The 18,496-nt window shown below is 72.5% G+C and carries 19 protein-coding genes and 1 tRNA gene; 9 read left to right on the plus strand and 11 right to left on the minus strand.

All coding sequences use genetic code 11. The features are described from left to right. Window positions 1-86 precede the first annotated feature (86 nt). The gene (locus G407_RS0100405) at window positions 87-1,064 is read right to left on the minus strand and encodes a DMT family transporter (RefSeq protein WP_029029216.1); all 978 of its coding nucleotides are present in this window, start codon (window positions 1,062-1,064) and stop codon (window positions 87-89) included. A gap of 125 nt (window positions 1,065-1,189) precedes the next feature. Between G407_RS0100405 and G407_RS0100410 the strand changes: the two genes are divergently transcribed. Further along, window positions 1,190-1,390, plus strand: coding sequence for a YgaP family membrane protein (locus tag G407_RS0100410; RefSeq protein WP_029029217.1), 201 nt, complete (start codon window positions 1,190-1,192; stop codon window positions 1,388-1,390). A gap of 27 nt (window positions 1,391-1,417) precedes the next feature. On the opposite strand, the gene G407_RS24870 is transcribed toward G407_RS0100410, so the two are convergent. The 6 genes from G407_RS24870 to G407_RS0100440 all read right to left on the minus strand — a co-directional run bounded on the left by G407_RS24870 (window position 1,418) and on the right by G407_RS0100440 (window position 7,498). Further along, the gene (locus G407_RS24870; RefSeq protein ID WP_052340752.1) at window positions 1,418-2,293 is read right to left on the minus strand and encodes a nucleotidyltransferase domain-containing protein; all 876 of its coding nucleotides are present in this window, start codon (window positions 2,291-2,293) and stop codon (window positions 1,418-1,420) included. Window positions 2,294-2,390: 97 nt separating this feature from the next. Continuing rightward, on the minus strand, window positions 2,391-3,623 hold the full coding sequence (locus G407_RS0100420) for a type II toxin-antitoxin system HipA family toxin (protein ID WP_029029218.1): 1,233 nt from the start codon (window positions 3,621-3,623) through the stop codon (window positions 2,391-2,393). Beyond that, on the minus strand, window positions 3,616-3,921 hold the full coding sequence (locus G407_RS0100425) for a helix-turn-helix domain-containing protein (protein ID WP_210163050.1): 306 nt from the start codon (window positions 3,919-3,921) through the stop codon (window positions 3,616-3,618). Before G407_RS0100425 ends, G407_RS0100420 begins: the two co-directional genes overlap by 8 nt. A 312-nt stretch (window positions 3,922-4,233) precedes the next feature. Further along, window positions 4,234-4,310: transfer RNA gene (locus G407_RS0100430), tRNA-Arg, on the minus strand. A gap of 147 nt (window positions 4,311-4,457) precedes the next feature. Continuing rightward, a complete protein-coding gene (locus G407_RS24875) occupies window positions 4,458-6,011 on the minus strand; it encodes a sensor histidine kinase (protein ID WP_043538591.1) in 1,554 nt (517 codons plus the stop codon). A gap of 17 nt (window positions 6,012-6,028) precedes the next feature. Then, window positions 6,029-7,498 (minus strand): dihydrolipoyl dehydrogenase family protein, encoded by a 1,470-nt coding sequence (locus G407_RS0100440; RefSeq protein ID WP_029029220.1) that lies wholly within the window; start codon window positions 7,496-7,498, stop codon window positions 6,029-6,031. A gap of 793 nt (window positions 7,499-8,291) precedes the next feature. On the opposite strand from G407_RS0100440, the gene G407_RS30045 reads away from it, so the two are divergent. Both G407_RS30045 and G407_RS24885 read left to right on the plus strand, forming a co-directional pair. Further along, window positions 8,292-8,687, plus strand: coding sequence for a helix-turn-helix domain-containing protein (locus G407_RS30045; protein WP_052340756.1), 396 nt, complete (start codon window positions 8,292-8,294; stop codon window positions 8,685-8,687). A 102-nt stretch (window positions 8,688-8,789) separates the two neighbouring features. Beyond that, window positions 8,790-9,842, plus strand: coding sequence for a histone deacetylase family protein (locus G407_RS24885; protein WP_043538592.1), 1,053 nt, complete (start codon window positions 8,790-8,792; stop codon window positions 9,840-9,842). Here G407_RS24885 and cutA read toward each other — a convergent pair. After that, entirely contained in the window at window positions 9,820-10,137 is a 318-nt protein-coding gene (gene cutA / locus G407_RS0100455; RefSeq protein WP_029029221.1) for a divalent-cation tolerance protein CutA, read from the minus strand. The two genes, G407_RS24885 and cutA, sit on opposite strands and share 23 nt — an antisense overlap. A 56-nt stretch (window positions 10,138-10,193) precedes the next feature. Here cutA and G407_RS0100460 point away from each other — a divergent pair, with 56 nt between their 5' ends. From G407_RS0100460 to G407_RS0100470, 3 genes are all read left to right on the plus strand, one after another. Beyond that, the gene (locus G407_RS0100460) at window positions 10,194-10,964 is read left to right on the plus strand and encodes an NAD kinase (protein WP_029029222.1); all 771 of its coding nucleotides are present in this window, start codon (window positions 10,194-10,196) and stop codon (window positions 10,962-10,964) included. 38 nt (window positions 10,965-11,002) lie between these two features. Beyond that, entirely contained in the window at window positions 11,003-11,476 is a 474-nt protein-coding gene (locus G407_RS24890) for a response regulator (protein ID WP_084327122.1), read from the plus strand. Between the two features lie 123 nt (window positions 11,477-11,599). Then, the gene (locus G407_RS0100470) at window positions 11,600-12,052 is read left to right on the plus strand and encodes a hypothetical protein (RefSeq protein ID WP_029029223.1); all 453 of its coding nucleotides are present in this window, start codon (window positions 11,600-11,602) and stop codon (window positions 12,050-12,052) included. 4 nt (window positions 12,053-12,056) lie between these two features. Here the strand turns inward: G407_RS0100470 and G407_RS0100475 are convergent, their stop codons facing one another. Continuing rightward, window positions 12,057-12,524 (minus strand): DUF1203 domain-containing protein, encoded by a 468-nt coding sequence (locus G407_RS0100475; protein ID WP_029029224.1) that lies wholly within the window; start codon window positions 12,522-12,524, stop codon window positions 12,057-12,059. Window positions 12,525-12,708: 184 nt separating this feature from the next. Here G407_RS0100475 and G407_RS0100480 point away from each other — a divergent pair, with 184 nt between their 5' ends. The 3 genes from G407_RS0100480 (at window position 12,709) to G407_RS0100490 (ending at window position 15,691) form a co-directional block, all read left to right on the plus strand. Continuing rightward, on the plus strand, window positions 12,709-14,193 hold the full coding sequence (locus tag G407_RS0100480; RefSeq protein WP_029029225.1) for an NADP-dependent isocitrate dehydrogenase: 1,485 nt from the start codon (window positions 12,709-12,711) through the stop codon (window positions 14,191-14,193). Between the two features lie 161 nt (window positions 14,194-14,354). Next, window positions 14,355-15,350 (plus strand): sodium-dependent bicarbonate transport family permease, encoded by a 996-nt coding sequence (locus G407_RS0100485; protein WP_029029226.1) that lies wholly within the window; start codon window positions 14,355-14,357, stop codon window positions 15,348-15,350. Between the two features lie 11 nt (window positions 15,351-15,361). Beyond that, complete coding sequence (locus G407_RS0100490) at window positions 15,362-15,691, plus strand: P-II family nitrogen regulator (RefSeq protein ID WP_029029227.1); 330 nt, start codon at window positions 15,362-15,364, stop codon at window positions 15,689-15,691. A gap of 281 nt (window positions 15,692-15,972) precedes the next feature. Here the strand turns inward: G407_RS0100490 and G407_RS0100495 are convergent, their stop codons facing one another. Next, complete coding sequence (locus tag G407_RS0100495; protein ID WP_029029228.1) at window positions 15,973-17,202, minus strand: phenylacetate--CoA ligase family protein; 1,230 nt, start codon at window positions 17,200-17,202, stop codon at window positions 15,973-15,975. A 250-nt stretch (window positions 17,203-17,452) separates the two neighbouring features. Next, window positions 17,453-18,439, minus strand: coding sequence for an N-acetyl-D-Glu racemase DgcA (gene dgcA / locus G407_RS0100500; protein WP_029029229.1), 987 nt, complete (start codon window positions 18,437-18,439; stop codon window positions 17,453-17,455). Between the last annotated feature and the right edge of the window lie 57 nt (window positions 18,440-18,496).

Consider the following 18,496-nt stretch of genomic DNA (forward strand, 5'->3'; position numbering starts at 1 on the left):
CGAAGGGTCGAGACCCGAACTCGACGGCGCGGCCTCGCGAGAGGTCGCGCCGCTTTTTTTCCCGGCACGCCTCCCGCTCGGGCGGCTCAGCCACTCGCGCGCGCGTGCTCCCACGCGATCAGCAGCACGCCGGCGAGGACGATCGCGAACCCGACGAGATGTATCCAGGCGAACGGCTCGCCGAGCAGCGCGTAGGAGAGCAGGAGCGCCGAGGTGGGCATCACCGCCATGAACCCGGCCGCGATCGAGCCCTGCGTGCGTGCCACGCCGGCGTACCAGAGCCAGGAGCCGAGCGCGAGCGTACCCGCCCCGTACCACGCGACCGCGATCCAGGCGCGCGCGTCGACGCTCGCGGCATCGAAGCCCGACCATTGCCAAATCGCGAAGGGCACGAAGAGCGGGATCGACATCGCCGCCGCCAGGAAGGCGACGAGCACGGGGTCGACGTCCCGGGAGACGCGCTTGCCGAGGAGCGTGTAGGCCGCCTCGCAGCAGACCGCGCCGAAGACGAGGCCGACGCCGAGCCAGGAGACGCCGGAGGAGCCCTCGTTGGCCCCCGAGCCGGAGCCGCCCTCCCCGCCGAGCTGGAGGACGAGGACGCCCGTGACCGCGAGCGCGATCGCGGCGATCTTCCGCCAGGTGACCGCGTCCCGCATGAAGACGACCGACGCCGCGGCCGTCACGGCGGGTGCCGTCGACATCACGATCGCGCCGGTGACGCCCGACACCATCCCCATGCCGTAGAGCATCAGCGCGCTGAAGCCGAACATGCCGAAGAGCGCGATGAGCGCGGCGAGCATCCAATCCTTGCGCGAGAGCCTGCGCACCTCGCGACGCCGGCGCCAGACGATCGGCGCGAGCACCAGCGCGCCGATCGCGACCCGCAGGGCGGAGCCGACGAAGACCGGCATCGCCTGCGTGACGATCTTCGATACCGGCGTGGCCGAGCCGAAGAACGCCATGCCCACGGCGAGGCGGGCGTAGGTGGCGGCCTGCGATGGGCCCTCTCCCGAGCCGGCGTTCCCGGATCCGTCGTCGTGCGGGGCGTCTCGGCGGGGCTCCATGGGCTGCGAACGCGTCGGCGCCGCCGCCGGTTCGCGCCGCATCGGGAATCGCACGGAGCCGCGCGGGGCTTGCGGCTGCGTTAAGTTAGTTTATTCTAATGTTTGCATTGAAACGGAGATCCGCCATGACCCTCGACCGCGCCGTCCTCGCCTTCGCCGGCTTCATGATCCTCGCCTCGCTCGTCCTCACCGCGACGGTGTCGCCGCACTTCGTCTGGCTCACGGCCTTCGTGGGTGCGAACCTGATCCAGTCGGCCTTCACCGGCTTCTGCCCGGCCGCCATCGTCATGCGCCGCCTCGGGCTGCGTCCCGGGCCGGCGTTCTGAGCCCTCGCCCGCGGCGCCGGCCGGCGCTCACCGCGGCCGACGTGCCGCGAGGGCTCCCGGCAGGCGGGCCTCGACCAGCGCCTCGATCCCGTCGGCGAGGCCGTGGGCGAGCCCCGGCCGGTCCTCGGGCGACGCTGCCAGGAAGCCGCCGAGCGCCGCCTCCCACCCGTCGGGCCCCTCGAGGCCCATCGCCCGCACCTGCGCCACGAGCCGCTTCTCGCCGGGATGGAGCGCGTGGTTGGCCGCGAAGAGCATGTCGAACCAGGACGCCAGGAACGCGGCGGCGCGGTGGTTGCTCGCCACCGCGTCGGCGCGCGCACCCGCGAGCGTCAGCTGCTCCAGGAAGGAGCAGCGCGCCCCGCGCAGCATCGGCGCATTGTGCGCGCAGATCGCCCGCGCCAGCGCCTCCGGATAGGGCGCGCGCGCCCGCGCCCGGAGGCCCGCGAACCAGCCGCCGGGGTCCACCAACGGCCGCGCCCGCGCGACGTTGTAGACGAGGCAGGTGGACCAGCCGAGGCTCGGCTCGGCCCGCTCCATCGCGGCGGCGATCCGGTCCTCGATCCAGGCGGGGTCGCGGTACATGACGTCGAGGCCGATCCCCGCACGGTCGAGCCACTCGTCGCCGGGCTCGAAATAGCGGTTGTCGATTTCCCCCGTGCCGGGCACCGCGTGCTCCGAGACCAGCGCGCGGCGGGCGGCGACGCTGGGGCGCGGGTCGGCGTAGACGTAGAGGTCGAGATCCGAGAGCGCGTCCGCGAGCGCCTCCCCGCCCCCCGACGCCCGCGACCCGCCGAGCGCCACGGCCCGCACTCCGGGCTCGCGGCCGAGTCGCTCCGCGACCGCGCGGGCGATCGCCTCGGCGCGCTCGGCGGGGACGGGCGTGGGGCCCGGGTCGTGCGGCATGGCGGGCTCCAGATCGGTGCGGCGCGCGACAGGGATTGCGGAGGACTGGCGACGACAACGCGCGGGCGGGCGCGCCGATCCGCGCGGCGGCGCGCGATCAGACGCCGCGGACGATCGGCAGGCGCGCGAGATGCGCGTCGATCGTCGTCACCGCGGCCGCCGGCAGCGACAGGTGCGCCTTCTCCGCCTCCCACGCGAGGAGGAAGCGCTCGGTCGTCTCCCGTGCCACGGCGAGCGCCGGCCGCACCGGCAGGCCGGCCTTCTCGGCCAGGTAGGAGAGTTCCTCGCGCCCGAACGCGTCGAAGCGGCGGGTGCGGGCGAACTTCAGGGCAAAGCCATCGTCGTCCAGGAAGGCGATCGTCGAGACGAGGTCGTAGGCCGGCGCGAGGCGCGGCGTGCGCCGATCCGGGTAGATGAGGGACCAGTTCTTGAGGTGCATATCGGCATTGCCGATCAGCACGCAGAACACCACACGGCGGACGAGCTCCGCCACGCTCTCGGCTCCGCTCTCGATGCCGAGCACCTGCGCGATGCTGCGCACCGTGGCCGTCTCGTACTTCCGCTCCGGATAGACCCCGAACACCTGAGCGAAGTCCTCGATGTGCACCGGCCCATGGGGGCCGCGGTCGAAGCGGCGGATGGCGAAGGCCCGGCCCTCGCGCCGGCCGATGCCCTCCGGCAGGCCGCCGATCGCGTCGAGATCGACGAGCCGGAATTCGGGTACGTCGATGCCGACAGCGCGGGCGAGGCTCATCATGGCATGCTCGTTCTCCGGCACACCCTCGAAGCGGCTCGACGGCAGCTTGACGATCCAAGCGCCGCCCACGCCGTGCGCGGGAATGGCGAGACCGCCGTTCCTGCCGCGGTTCTCGATCGCGGAGAACTTGAGCTGCACGCCCGCGAGGGAGAAGCGCAGCGCATCCGGCCGATCGCCTCCCGCGCCTTCCGCGAGACCATCGTCGGCCATCGGCGGCCATGCCTCGCCGTCGGCAGGCGCGATGGTGACGGCGCCCGGCAGGTCCCGCCCGAGCACCCACAGCAGAAAGAACTCGCGCTCGGCATGCACGCCCGCACGCCGGGCGAGATAGTCCCGCAGCGGCCCCTCCGGCAGGAGGTTGGCGAAGAAGGGCGCGACGCGTCGCTGCGTCGCCGGCAGCTCGGTGATCAGCCCGCCGAGCGCGTCCTTGAAGGAGAGGCCGAGCGTCGGGCGGTCCTCGCGCGCGACGTAGCTGTCGCTGAAGGCGAAGATGGTGCGGTCGCCGCCCAGATGGGCGAGCGTGCCGATCGTCTCCCCGTGGAGCCGGACGTCGAGGACCGAGACGTCAGGCATCGTCGTCCTCCCCGTCGAGCGTGTAGGCCGGACGAACGGCAGGCGCCGCGCCGTCGGTGACAGCCCTCACGATGCTGTCGACGGCGGGCAACGCCTTGCGCGGGACGAGCCGCAGGTCGAGGTCGAGCACGCGCGCGAGCTCGACGAGGCTCGACAGCTTCAGGTCGACCGCGCCGCTCTCGATCTTGGAGACGTGGCTCTGGGGCAGGCCGACGAGAGCACCCAAGGCGCGCTGGCTGAGGCCCTTGCCCAGGCGGGCCGACTTGAGGCGCATGGCGATGGGCTCGGCTGCCGACACGATATGCCCTCGCATATAGACGGGGTGTTTCGATCTGCTTGGACATATGTATCGCGCCACCGGCCGTATGTCGAGGCCGAGCCGGGTGATCCGAGCGACGTGCGCCGTAACCTCGCCTCGTCGAGCTGCCCGGAGGCTCGGATGCATCGGGTCTTCCGCCGGGAGGGTACGGCTTCGGGCGCCGGTGCCGGGATGCGCGGCGAAGGGCACGACGCCTGCGCGCCGCTCTTCAGCATGCGTGGCTCCGCGCCCGGACCTGCCTCGCAATCCGGAACGACAGCCGATGCACTACACGCGAATGTCGGAAGAAGGTGGCGCGCCCGAAAGGATTCGAACCTCTGACCCCCAGATTCGTAGTCTGGTGCTCTATCCAGCTGAGCTACGGGCGCCTGCCGTCGCGGCGATCGCTGTGCGTCGTCGCGAGGCCGGTGGAATAGGAAATCCCGGCGGGCTTGGCAAGCGGGTTTTCGCCTCGAAGCGCACTTTTTTCGGGCCGGTCGCCACGGACGGCCGCCGGCCCGGTGCGTCGCGGCCGATCACGCGCCGTCGCGCGGCCGATCGGGGATCTCGATGCGGAAGGCGGCGCCCGGCAGCGTCCGGGCCGGGTCGACGTCGTGGACGATGCGGCCGCCGTGGAGCCGCACGATCTCCGCGCAGATGGCGAGGCCGAGCCCCGTGCCGGAGGCGCGGGCGGCGCCCTTGAAGGGCTCGAACAGGTGCTCGCGCGCCTTCGCCGGGAGCCCCGGACCCGAATCGCAGACCTCGACGATGCACGCCCCGTCCGCACGGCGCGCGGAGATCCGCAGGACGCGCTCCTCGGCGGGCAGGCGCACCATCGCCTGCACGGCGTTGCGGGCGAGGTTGACGAGGACGCGGGCGAGCTGCTCGCGGTCCGCGTCGATCGTCACGTCCGGCGCGACGTCCAGCTCGAGCCGCGCCGCGCCCTCCCCGGCCGGCCGAGGGAGCGCCTGCGCGTCCGCGGCGGCGAGCCCCGGCACGGCGTGGAGATCGGCGAGGATCTCGACGAGCGGCAGCACGCGCCGGCTCGGCGCCGGCTCGACGGCGCGGCCGTAGGCGAGCGTCGCCTCCGAGAAGTCGATCGCGCGCTGGAGGGTCCCGATCAGCCGCGGCGCGATGCGCTGGACGGTCGGGTCCTCGACGTCCGCCAGGCGGTCGGAGATCAGCTGCGCCGAGGCGAGCATGTTGCGCAGGTCGTGATTGATCTTGGCGACGCCCAGGCCGAGCTCCGCGAGCCGGCGCTTGGTGCGCAGCTCCTCCGCCAGCGCGCGCTCGGTGCGCTCGAGAGCCCGCTCCGCGGTGCCGATCTCGTCGGTGCGCCGGCTCGGCGCGATGATGCGCGAGGCGTCCTCCGGCTCCTCCGAGAAGCGCTCGAGGTTGGCCGAGAGCCGGCGCACGGGACGCACGATCACCGCCTGGAGCGAGAGGTAGACGAGCCCGGCCGTGATGCCGGAGATGATCAGGGACAGGATCAGGATGTTGCGCGAGAAGCCGAACAGCGCCTCCCGCAGGGGCGCGGGGTCGATGACGATCTCGACGAAGTCGATCTCCGCGGCGTTCGGCCCGGTACCGTCGCCGACGACGCGCATCATGCCGGGGTCGCGGCCGACGAGCGTGGCGAAGGCGGCGGGGATGGCCTCGAGCGGCGATTGCGTGCGCAGGTCGACCGTGCGGACGACCTCGGGGGGCATGGTGACGTCGACGGCGAGCAGCCGGCGCGTCCCGCCGCCGCGCACCGCCACCAGCTCGGCGCCGACGCCCGCGAGCAGCTTCTCCTGGAGGCCGGGCATGTCCGCGTCGCCCGCGTCGAGGACGAGGGCGGCGATCTGCGCCGCCGCGAGCCGGTCCGAGAGCCAGCTGCGCTGGAAGTTCGCCACCGAGGGAACGTAGATCAGCACCTCGGCCAGCATGACGAAGGCGATGGTGAGGACGAGGAGGCGTCCCGAGAGGCCCACGACGGGGCGCCGCGGCCGCGCCGCGGGGGCGGCGGCCGCGCCCTGCAGGATCCCGTCCCGCGAGATCCCGTCCTGCACCAGGCCCCGGGTCGGTTCGGCGATGGTCGCGTCGTCCATCGGGCCTCCAGTCCCGCCTAGCCGAAGCTGCGCATCAATCGGCGCCAGCGCTGCACCCAGGGATTCGTCGCGAGCGGTCGCAGGTCCTCGACGGCGGCGCGCTTCGTCAGCTCCGAGTAGGTCGGGTACGGCATCACGATCCCCGCGAGGTCCCGCGCCTTCAGGCGCTTGGCGAGGGCGAGCGTCCAGGGCGCGATCAGCTCGCCCGCGTGCGGGGCCGCGATGGCGCAGCCGAGCACGCGCCCGTCGCGCGCCACGAAGGCCTTGATCAGGCCGTGCGTGCGCCGCTCGGCCTTGGCCCGGTCCAGCTCGCCGACGGGCCAGCGCAGGATACGAGCCTTCGCGTCCCGGCGAAAGGCCTCCTCCTCGGAAAGCCCGACGCTCGCGATCTCGGGGTCGGTGTAGGTCACGCGCGGGATCGCCGTCGGATCGAGCGGCGCCCGGAGGCGGAAGAGCGCGTCGCGCACGACGAGCGAGGCGTGCTGGCTCGCCGCGTGGGTGAAGCGCAGGCCGCCCGTTCCGCCGCTGGCGCAGTCGCCGATGGCGTAGATCTTACGGTTGGTGGTGCGCAGCCGCGCGTCGACCCGGATGCCGGCGGCGTCGTGGGCGACCCCCGCCGCCTCGAGCCCGAGGTCGCCGACCGTCGGGCGGCGCCCGGCGGCGACGAGGAGGTGCGAGCCTTCGAGCACCTCCTCGGGGGCCCCCTCCCCCGCACGCACCCGGAGGCGCACGCCGCCCGCGATCGCCTCGGCGGCGAGGACCGCGATGCCCTCGCGCAGGTCGACGCCCTCCGCGCGCAGGGCGTTCGCCGCAATGGCCGCGACCTCGCGGTCCTGCCCCGCCAGCGCCGGGCCGTTCGAGACGACGACGACCTCGGCCCCGAGACGGCGATGCGCCTGGGCGAGCTCCATGCCGACCGGCCCGGCGCCGATCACGAGCAGGCGGCGGGGACGCTCGTCGAGGTCGAAGACCGTCTCGTTCGTGAGATACGGCGTCTCGGCGAGGCCCGGGATGTCGGGCACGAGGGGGCGCGACCCGGTGGCGAGGACGAAGCGCCGGGCGCGCACGCGGGTGCCCTCGACGTCGAGCGTCGCGCGATCGACGAAGCGGGCGTGCCGCGCGAGCACGGTGACGCCCATCGCCCGGTAGCGCGCGACCGAGTCGTTGGGGGCGATGTCCGCGATCACGGCGCGGACATGGGCGCGCAGCGCCGCATAGTCGACGCTCGGCTCCGCGGCCGAGACGCCGAACGGCGCGCCGGAGCGGATCGCGTGGGCGTGGGCGGCCGCGGCGATGACGGACTTCGACGGAACGCAGCCCGTGAGCAGGCATTCCCCGCCCATTCCGCCGCCGGGCGTGCCGTCCCTCTCGGCGCCCTTCTCCACCAGGACGACGGAGGCGTCGAGGGAAGCGGCGACGGCGGCGACGGACAATCCCGCCGCTCCGGCGCCGACGACGCACAGATCGGGCTCGAGCATGTCGGTCATCGTGGTCCTCGCGACCGCTGTCGCACGCGCCCGGGTCGGTGGCAAGGGGCCGCGCGCGGGCGAATCACCCGGCGATCGCCGCCGGAGCGAAGCGGTCCGTAAAGCGATTCAACAAGCATGGTACAACAAAGGTGGTCGTGGGCCGTCGATCAGCCAAGCAATCGGCACGTCTTCCAGCGCCGCGCGGACGTAACCCGCTGCGGAGGCGATGCGGATGCAAACACAATTTCTGACGAACATCATGTACCGCCGACGTTACAACAAACATATGTTAGGCACGTTCGGATTGCGCTCTGCGCAGGCGGAGACGGGCCTCGCCCGAACGCTATGCGAGCGATCCGACACAGGGGCCGGACGCGGATCGCTCACATCACGAGTCGCCGAACGGATGCGGAATCCTCGGCCAGGCCGGCACAAGCCCTTCACATTCAAGGATTTCCGCTCGTGCGTACGTCCGCGCGACCGGCTTGCCGGCCGCCATCCGAGCGTAGCCGTCCCGACGCATTACGTGCGAAAGCCAAACTTCCGGATTGGCGAAACCGCACGATGCAGGCTCGAAACCCTGCATTCTCCCAAGGCGGCAAACCGCCGTCGGCGCCCTTATGCATCTGCATTTTCGGGGCTTTCGGCATCTCTCGTCGATTTTTCCGCAACTCCGTCGACGTGTCGTTATTCTATCCACGGCCCACCGGGCACCGGACCCGACGCAGGATTTCTCGCGCACTTCCATTTACAGGCACGGAAAAAACGCATATCTCCTTAGACACACTCAACCCGAGATCAGTGGAAGCCCATGTCAACTCGTTGCCCCACCGACATCGACCGCTTCGTCGGTCAGCGTATCCGCCTGGCGCGCCGTATCGCCAAGATGAGCCAGCAGAAGCTGGGCGAGCAGATCGGCGTGACCTATCAGCAGATCCAGAAGTACGAGAACGGCACCGACCGCATCGGTGCCGGGCGCCTGCACCAGGTGTCCCTCTCCACCGACCAGCCGATCGAGTTCTTCTTCTCGTTCGGCGAGGAAGTCGAGGCCAAGCAGAGCGATCGGCAGGACATCCTGGCGGACGACGGCGTCCAGCGCCTGATCGTCTCGGCCTCGAAGATCCGCTCGCGCAAGCTCCTCGACAATCTCGCCCAGATCGCCGAGACCTTCGCCACCGCCGAGGTCACCGAGGCGCCGAAGGCCTGATCCCGCGCACCGCGCGGCTTCGCGACGCGCGGGGGCCCATGGCTCCCGCGCGCGGCGACGCAGCTCTCCGGTCTTCTCGCCCGAGAAACGGTGACGACCGCAATGCGTGCCTTCCACGACGCCCGGTCCGCCGCCCACGATCCGGATCGCTACTTCCGGCGCGGCGCGATCGTCGCGCATCCCGAGCAGGCCTCCCGCTACGCGGTCCTGCGTGATGCGATCGCCGGCCACCATCGCCTCGAGGCCCCCGCCGACCACGGCGAGGCGCCGATCCTCGCAGTGCACGACGCCGGCTACATCCGCTTCCTCGCCGAGGCCTGGAGCCGCCGGGCCGAGATCCCCGGCAGCATCGACGAGGTGCTCTCCGGCCATTTCGCCCGACCGGACATGAGCCGCCGTCCCGAGGGACTGCTCGGTCTCGTCGGCTACTACACCGCCGACACCTCGACGCCCGTCCGAGCGGGCACATGGGAGGCGGTGCGGGCCGGCGCCCAGGTCGCGGCCAGCGCCGCCGACGCCGCGCTGGCGGACGGGCGCGCCTACGCGCTCTGCCGTCCGCCGGGCCATCACGCCTATGCCGCCTCGGCCGGCGGCTTCTGCTTCATCAACAACAGCGCCGTGGCCGCACAGCGCCTGCGCGAGACGCAGGCGCGTGTTGCGATCCTGGATATCGACGTCCACCACGGCAACGGCACCCAGGGGATTTTTTACACACGTGGAGATATCCTCACGGTGTCGGTTCACGCAGACCCCGCGGACTACTTCCCCTACTATGCCGGATATGCCGACGAGACCGGCGCGGGCGCCGGCGCGGGATGCAACCGCAACCTCCCCCTCGCGCACGGCTCCGGCGACGACGCCTGGCTCGCCGCGCTCGCCGAGGCGCTCGACGGGATCGCGCGCTTCGCGCCCGGCGCTCTCGTCGTCGCCCTCGGCCTCGATGCGTCGCAGGACGACCCGATCGGCGCGCTGCGCGTGACCACCGACGGGTTCGCCCGCGCCGCCGAGGCGATCGCCGGAGCCGGCCTGCCGACCACGATCGTGCAGGAGGGGGGATACCTCTGCGAGGCGCTGCCGCGCAACCTCTCCGCCTTCCTCGACGCCTTCGACGCGGCCGCGGGCGCGACCGCGCTCAGAGCCCCGTCGCGCCCATGAGCCAGGCTTTGGTCGGCGCGTCGGCGCCGACGGGGATCGAGAACACCACGGGCGTCTCGTAGGGGTGGACCTCGCGGATCGTCGCGCCGACGGCCTCCTCGAGGCCGCGGCGCGTCTTCACCAGCCCGACGATCTCGGATGCCTCCTCGATCGCGCCCTGCCAGGCGTAGACGCTGCGCATGCCCGGGATCAGGTTGACGCAGGCCGCGAGGCCCCGCTCGACGAGCGCGCGCGAGACGGCGCCCGCCGCCGCCTCGTCGGGAAAGGTCGTGTAGACGAACAGCGGCTCATCCATGCTATGCCTCCTGTCGAACGCGTGTGTCCCAGCCGGGCGATAGGTGCAGCATCCCGATGAGCCGTGACAAGACGATCGCCTTCGTCGCGAGCGAGCATCCCGAGGCGCAGGGCGCGGCCGAGCGCCTGCGCGCCCGCTACCCCAGCGTCCCGGCGGGAGAGGCGGACGTGGTCGTCGCGCTCGGCGGCGACGGGCTGATGCTGCAGACGCTCCACCTGTTCATGGGCGTGGAGAAGCCGATCTACGGGATGAACCGCGGCTCGGTCGGCTTCCTGATGAACGACTACCGCGAGGACGGGCTGCTGGAGCGCCTCGCCGCCGCGCAGCGCGCGGTGGTGCACCCGCTCCTGATGACGGCGCTCGACACGCAGGGCCGCACCCACACCGCGCGGGCGATCAACGAGGTCTCGATGCTGCGCCAGACGCACCAGGCCGCGAAGCTGACGATCGCGGTGGACGGCAAGGTGCGCATGGCCGAGCTCATCGCCGACGGCCTGCTGGTCGCCACGCCGGCGGGCTCGACCGCCTACAACTTCTCCACCGGCGGCCCGATCCTGCCGCTGAACGCGCCGCTCCTCGCGCTCACCCCGATCTCCGCCTTCCGCCCCCGGCGCTGGCGCGGGGCGCTCCTGCCGGACCACGCGCGGGTGACGATCGAGGTGAAGGAGGCGGAGCTGCGCCCCGTCGCGGCGGTCGCCGACCACACCGAGTTCCGCCGCGTGGCGCGCGTCGAGGCCTCGCTCGACCGCACGGTGGACCTCGTCATGCTGCACGATCCCGGCCACGGCCTCGACGAGCGTATCCTGCGCGAGCAGTTCGGGCCGTGAGCCGATAGTCCGAGGCCCGAGACGCCGGGAGACCCGAGATGCGGATCGCCTTCGAGAACCTGAGCTTCGTCGTCGCCGAGGACGACCCGTTCTGGCGCCGGCTCACGGTCGCCTGGCTCGAGGCCTTCGGCGCGCGCTCGGTGCGCGACACCGCCGACGGCGCGCGGGCGCTGGCGCTGATGCGCGAGGCTCCCGCGGACGTCGTCGTCACCGACTGGGAGATGCCCGGCCTCGACGGCATCGCGCTGACGCGGGCGCTGCGCGACCGCGCCGCGAGCCCGAACCCCTTCGTGCCGATCCTGATGCTCACCGCCTACGGCGAGCGCGGGCGGGTGATGCGGGCCATGCGCGCGGGCGTGAGCGGCTACCTCGTCAAGCCCGTGACGCCGCGGGCCTTCTACGAGCGCCTCCTCGCCGTTCTCGCCGACACCCGCCCCTTCGTGGCGACGCCGCACTATTTCGGGCCGGACCGCAGCCGCCCGCAGGCGCTCGTCCTGCCGCAGGAGGCGTGAGGTATGCGGATCATCCCCGCACCGCCGAAGGCGGGCAAATCTTCCCGCGAGCCCACTCGCGAACCCTCGCGGGAGCCCGCGCGCGAGCCGAGGCCCACTTCACCGCGGCCTCGCCGCGAGACGGTGCCGGTCCCCGCCGACCTGCGCGAGCGCGCGCTCGCCTTCGACGCCGGCTACGAGGAGGCGCTCGAGGAGTCCGTCGCGCGCGCCGAGGCGGCGGAGGCTCGGGTGCGGGCGGACACGGGCGACGTTCTCGCCGCCGAGGCCGCGCGCTGCGCCGGCGTGGCCGACGGCTTCGCCGCCGGGGACGCGGCCTGCCGCGCGCGCTGCCTGCGTGCCGCTCATCGCCTGCGCGGGACGGCGCTCGGCGTCGCGTCCCCGCAGGTCGCGCGCATGGCCGCGAGCCTCGCCCGCCTCCTCGCCGGCGCGGAGAGCCGAACCCCCGGCGCCCTCGTCGCCGCCCACGTCGACGCCCTGCGCGCGGCGGCGGACGGCAAGGCGGACGCGCGTGCCGCCGAGACGCTGGCGCGAGAGCTCGAGGCGGCGGTGGCGGCCGTGCTCGCGCGCCTGCGCTGACGCTCTAGGCCCGCTCGATCCGCCCGGAATAGCAGCCGGGCTTCGCGTTGTGGGCGTGGATCGTGCACACCGCCGGTTCGGCGAAGAGCCGCTCGATCAGGCTCTCGACCTCGGCGCCGTCGACCACGTCGGCGTCGCGCATCATGCCCTCGGCGTCGAAGGCGCGCAGCGACAGAAGGCGCGTGCGCATGACCTCGGGAACGACGCCGACCCGGTCGTACGTCTCGCGCGCGCCCTCGCGCACGAAGATCGCGTGCGATGCCCGATAGGGCGTGCCGGCGGGCTGGGAGACGTGGTTGAGGAGGAGCACCGTCTCCCCGAGGTGCGCATCGCGCATCTCGATCCTGTCCGGGTACCCCGGCGCGCGATCGACCACGAGGCGCCGGACGCCGCGCGCCGCGAGATCGGCGTCGGGAAGGCCGTAGAGCGGCAGGAAGGGTTCCGGCGAGAGGCCGGTGATGCGGAAGGTCATGACGGGTGTCTCCGGGTGAGGGTGCCGCGGAAGACAGCATGCGCCGGGTGCGCGGGCCACCCGTTTGCGATGCCCACCGGACGTTCGTTCAGACCGAACGAAACGTTGAAGACAATGCATTTCACGGAACGTCTGCGTCCCGGTACATCCTCGCGGACATCGACACCACACCGGGGCCACGCTCATGTCCGCATCGTTCGATCACGCCGACACCCTCTTCAGCGCCGGCCCGGGCGCGACGCCCGTCGCGGTCGCCTTCGGCGACGGCATCGGCCCGGAGATCATGGCGGCGAGCCTGCGCGTCCTCGCGGCGGCGGGCGCGAACATCGCCTGCGAGCCCATCACGATCGGCGAGGCCGTGTACCGCGCGGGCGAGACCTCGGGCATCCCGGGCTCCGCCTGGGAGACGATCCGGCGCACGAAGGTGCTCTTCAAGGCGCCGATCACGACGCCGCAGGGCGGCGGCTACAAGAGCCTGAACGTCACCATGCGCAAGGCGCTCGGCCTCTTCGCCAACGTGCGCCCCTGCTCGGCCTACGCGCCCTTCGTTCCGACCATGCACCCGACGATGGACGTGGTGATCGTGCGCGAGAACGAGGAGGATCTCTACGCCGGCATCGAGCACCGGCAGACGGACGACGTCGTCCAGTGCCTCAAGCTGATCACGCGCCCGGGCTGCGAGCGCATCGTGCGCTACGCCTTCGAGTACGCCCGTGCCAACGGCCGGCGCAAGGTCACGGCCTTCACCAAGGACAACATCATGAAGCTCACCGACGGCCTGTTCCGTCGGGTCTTCGACGAGATCGCGCCCGAGTATCCCGAGATCGAGACCGACCACTGGATCATCGACATCGGCGCGGCGAAGCTCGCGGCGCAGCCGGACCTGTTCGACGTCATCGTGACGCCGAACCTCTACGGCGACATCGTCTCCGACATCGCGGCCGAGGTGACCGGCTCGGTGGGCCTCGCGCCGTCGGCGAACATCGGCCCGCACGGGGCGATGTTCGAGGCGATCCACGGCTCGGCGCCGACCATCGCCGGGCAGGACGTGGCGAACCCGTCGGGCCTGCTGCTGGCGGGCGTGATGATGCTCGTCCATCTCGGCCAGGCCGATGTCGCCACCCGTGTCCACAACGCCTGGAAGCGCACGCTCGAGGACGGCATCGTCACCGCCGACCTCGCCCGCGGCCGCGACGTCGTGCCGGTGGGCACGCAGGCCTTCGCCGACGCGGTGATCGCGCGCCTCGGCCAGGCGCCGCGCACGCTTTCGCCGGTCGCCTACCAGGCCGGCGCCCCGCTCGGCGTGCCGCAGGCGGCACCGCGCCGCAAGCAGGCGAAGGCGCTGGTCGGCATCGACGTCTTCGTTCACGACGACGGGATCGATCCGGACGCCATCGCCGCGCGCCTGCAGGCGGCCGCCGCGGGCCCCTTCGCGCTGACGCTCCTGACCAACCGCGGCGTCAAGGTCTGGCCGCAGGGCCTGCCGGAGACGAGCCTCGTCGACCATTGGCGCGCCCGCTTCAAGGCGCCCGCGGACACCACGCCCACCCACGCCGACGTCGCCGCCCTGCTCGCGGCGCTCGCTGCGGCGGGGATCGACTTCGTGAAGACGGAGCAGCTCTACACGTTCGACGGCGTGGCGGGATACTCGCTCGGCCAGGGCGAATGAGGCGCGGGACGCCGCTCGTGGAGGCCCGTGCGGGGGACACGCCGCGCGGGCCTTCATCGTTCATGTGATGCGAACGATATCTCCAAAACAATGAATTATACAGATCACGGATAGGCATGTAGTCAGGGGGCCCGCGCCACGTCCAGCGAGCCTCCGCCGCCATGGTCCTCGACTTCCTCGCCACCTTCCTCGCCCAGCTCCAGAAGCCCACCCTCGCCTTCCTGATCGGCGGCATGGTGCTGGCTGCGCTGGGCAGCCGCTTCGAGATCCCGGACGCGATCTACCGCTTCGTCGTCGCCTTGCTGCTCCTGCGGATCGGGCTCGGCGCGGGCATCGAGATCCGCGAGGCGGAGCTCGCCGCGCTGGCTGTGCCGGCGCTGGTCGCGGCCGTCCTCGGCGTGGCGATCGTGCTGATCGGGCGGTTCACGCTGGCGCGGATGCCCGGCGTGCGGGTCGAGGACGGGGTCGCGACGGCAGGGCTGTTCGGCGCCGTCTCGGCCTCGACGCTCGCGGCCGGCATGGTGATCCTCGACGGCGAGGGCGTCGCGTTCGAGGGCTGGGTGCCGGCGCTCTACCCGTTCATGGACATCCCCGCGCTCGTCACCGCGATTGTGCTCGCCCAGATGCACCGGCGGCGCAAGGAGGGCGACGGTGCGCGCGTGGCGCTCTGGCCGATCGTCGTCGACAGCCTGCGCGGCGCCGCGCTGTCGGCGCTGCTGCTCGGCCTCGCGATCGGTCTCCTCGCGCGGCCGGAATCGGTCTACGAGAGCTTCTACGACCCGCTCTTCCGCGGGCTCCTGTCGATCCTGATGCTGGTCATGGGCATGGAGGCCTACAGCCGCCTCGCCGAGATGCGCCGCGTTGCGCACGTCTACGCCGCCTACGCGATTGCGGCGCCGCTGGTGCACGGGCTTCTGGGCTTCGGGCTCGGCTGGGTCGCCCACGTCCTCACCGGCTTCTCGCCCGGCGGCGTGGTGCTGCTCGCGGTCATGGCCGCGTCGAGCTCCGACATCTCCGGCCCACCGACGCTGCGCGCGGCGATCCCGACGGCGAACCCCTCGACCTATGTCGGCTCCTCCACCGGCATCGGCACGCCGGTCGCGCTCCTCTCCATCCCGCTCTGGCTCGCGCTCGCGCAGACCGTGTTCCCCGCCTGAGAGGCCTCCCCATGACGACACCGGCCACCAAGATCTCGATCGTCGCCGAACGCTTCCTCCTGCCGCAGATCGAGCGCATCCTCGAAGCCGAGAAGGTCAGCGGCTACTCGATCTTCCCCGGCGGCGGCAAGGGCGCGCACGGCGTCCACCCCGCCGACGGCGCCTCGCTCGTGCGCGAGTTCTCGATCGTCAAGCTCGAGGCGGTGATGCTCGACCGCGCCGCCGCCGAGCGCATCGCCGAGGCGCTGGCGCGCGAGAGCTTCCAGCGGCACTCCGGCATCGTCTGGCTGGAGAGCGTGGAGGTCGTGCGCACCGAGAAGTTCCGCGGCGAAGGCGGCTAGACGGCCGCCCCCGAAAGAGCGAGCCCGCCGGGAGGCTTCCCTCCCGGCGGGCTCTACGATGTCTCGCCGTGCTAAGCACCGAGGTGCTCACGCGTGAGGCCAGTCAGGGGTCCGAAGACCTCAGCGGGCAGCCTCGGCGAGGTGACAGCGCTGACAAAGAGACACTGGACCACCTCCTTTCGCTTGTTTCGACTTCGGACATGATAGGTGGCGAACCCTCGCGAGAAAAGAGGGAGATCGCGCCCGTCCGCACGAAAAGTGTGCAGGGCCCGACTCGAGGGTCAGCCGATCGGGCGCTCGTCGGCGATCACCTTGCCGTCGTCGGGAAGGCTGCCGGGGGCGACGAGGGCGACCTCGCCGCGCAGCTTGAGCACCGCGCGCACGGTGTCCTCCAGCGCCTGCTTCAGCGCCGGCGTCGCCATGCCCGTCTCCGCGTCGAGCGTCATCGCGTCGCTCTCGCCGACGCGGCGCACCACGAGCCGGGCCTTGCCGATCTCGGGGTGGCGGCGGGCGATCTCGGCCACCTGCTCGGGGCGCACGAACATGCCCTTGACCTTCGTCGTCTGATCGGCGCGGCCCATCCAGCCCTTGATGCGCATGGCCGTGCGCCCGCACGGGCTCGGCTCGACGAGCGCGGCCGTCAGATCGCCGAGCGCGAGGCGGATCACCGGATGGCGCGGCTCGAGCGTCGTCACCACGACCTCGCCGACCTCGCCCGGCGCCACGGGCAGGCCGTCCGGCCCGACGATCTCGAGGATCACGTCCTCGTTGACGGACATCCCCTCTCCGGCCTGCGTCTCGTAGGCGATGAAGCCGATGTCGGCGGTGGCGTAGGCCTGGCGCGCGACGACCCCGCGGCCGGCGAGCTCCGCCTGGAGCGACTTCGGGAAGGCCGCGCCCGAGACCACCGCCTTGGTCAGCGACGAGGCGTCCCGCCCCGTCTCGGCTGCGGCATCGAGCAGGATCTTGAGGAAGTCCGGCGTGCCTGCATAGGCGACGGGGCGCAGCGTCTCGATCAGCTCGAGCTGCGCCTCCGTGTTGCCGGGACCGGCGGGGATCACCGAGCAGCCGAGCGCGCGCGCGCCCGAATCCATGATGAAGCCGCCGGGCGTCAGGTGATACGAGAAGGTGTTGAGCACGACGTCGCCCGGCCGCAGGCCGATCGCGTGGAGGCCGCGCGCGGCGCGCCAGGGGTCGGCCCCCTCCCCTTCCGGCTCGTAGATCGGCCCGGGCGAGGTGAACAGGTGCGGCAGGCCGTGCGTGCCGTCCGGCAGGAAGCCGCCGAAGGGCGGGCTCTCCTTCTGCAGGCGCGGCAGGTCGGACTTGCGCAGGACCGGCAGGCGCGCGAGCGCCTCGCGGCTCGTCACCGCGGCGGGGTCGACGTCGCCGAGCTGCGCCCGCCATCCCGGCGCGCGCAGGGCCGCCTCGAGCACGGCGGGAAGGCGGGCGAACAGGTCGGCCTCGCGCGCGGCGGGATCCTGCGTGTCGCGCGCGTCGTAGAACTCGCTCATCGGGGCGTCTCCTCGCGGTCTCGTGGTTGGCGCCCATAAGAGCGGCGCGCACCGCGATCCGCAAGCCGCCTCGCGTCCTCGCCCGCTTCCTCCCCGGACGGGAGGAGTCCGCGCGCAGCGCGGGCGGTGGGGCCGTTCGACCGTCGTGGCGAGCGGTATCGCCGCCCTCCCCACCCTCCGGCCTGCGGCCTTCGTCCTCCCCTGCGGGGAGGTGGCTGTCGGCGGCCTCTGGAGACGTCGCAGACGACCCTCAGCCCCAGAGCGCCCGCTCGGGCGGGTGCACCAGCGAGCCGTCGAACACGAGCGCGGGCTCGCGGTCCCGCGCCAGCAGCAGCGGGCCGTCGAGGTCGACGAAGCGGGCGCGCGGGGCGAGCAGCATGGCGGGCGCCATGGCGAGCGAGGTGGCCAGCATGCAGCCGACGAAGATTCCCATGCCGCGCGCCTGCGCGGCCTCGGCCATCGCCAGCGCCTCCGTGAGGCCGCCGGTCTTGTCGAGCTTGATGTTGACGAGGTCGTAGAGCCCGTCGAGCCGCGGCAGGCTCGCACGGTCGTGGGCGCTCTCGTCGGCGCACAACGGCACCGGCCGATCGATGCCGCGCAGCGCCTCGTCCGCCGAGGCGTGGAGCGGCTGCTCGACCAGGGCGAAGCCGGCGTCGGCGCAGGCGGCCACGAGCGCGGGCAGCGTCTCGACGCTCCAGCCCTCGTTGGCGTCGGCGATGAGGGTCGCGTCCGGCGCGCCGCGGCGCACGGCGGCGATGCGGGCGGCGTCGCCGTCGGGCGCGCCGAGCTTGATCTTCAGGATCGGCCGCGCCGACGCCTTCGCGGCGGCCGCCTCCATCGCCTCCGGCGTGTCGAGGGAGATCGTGTAGGCCGTCGTCGCCGGCCGCAGCCGGTCGACCCCGGCGGTGACGGCGGCGGGCACGCCGGAGCGCTTCGCGTCGAGGTCCCACAGGGCGCAGTCGATCGCGTTGCGCGCCGCGCCCGCGGGCAGCACGTCCTGGAGCGCCTCGCGGCCCATGCCCCCCTCGAGCATCGCGCGGACGGATTCGATCTGCGCCACCACGCTCTCCACGCTCTCGCCGTAGCGTGCGTAGGGCACGCACTCGCCCCGGCCGATCGCCCCGCCCTCGGCGATGGTCGCGAGGACGACGACCGCCTCCGTGCGGGAGCCGCGGGAGATGGTGAAACGGCCGGCGATCGGGAAGGCTTCGGCGGCGACGGTGAGGCTTCGGTGCATCATGCCCCAGGAATAGACCGGGCGGCCTCGACCGGGAAGCCCGTACGCGCTATCACC

Source organism: Salinarimonas rosea DSM 21201, assembly GCF_000429045.1.
In the GTDB taxonomy this organism is placed as follows: domain Bacteria; phylum Pseudomonadota; class Alphaproteobacteria; order Rhizobiales; family Beijerinckiaceae; genus Salinarimonas; species Salinarimonas rosea.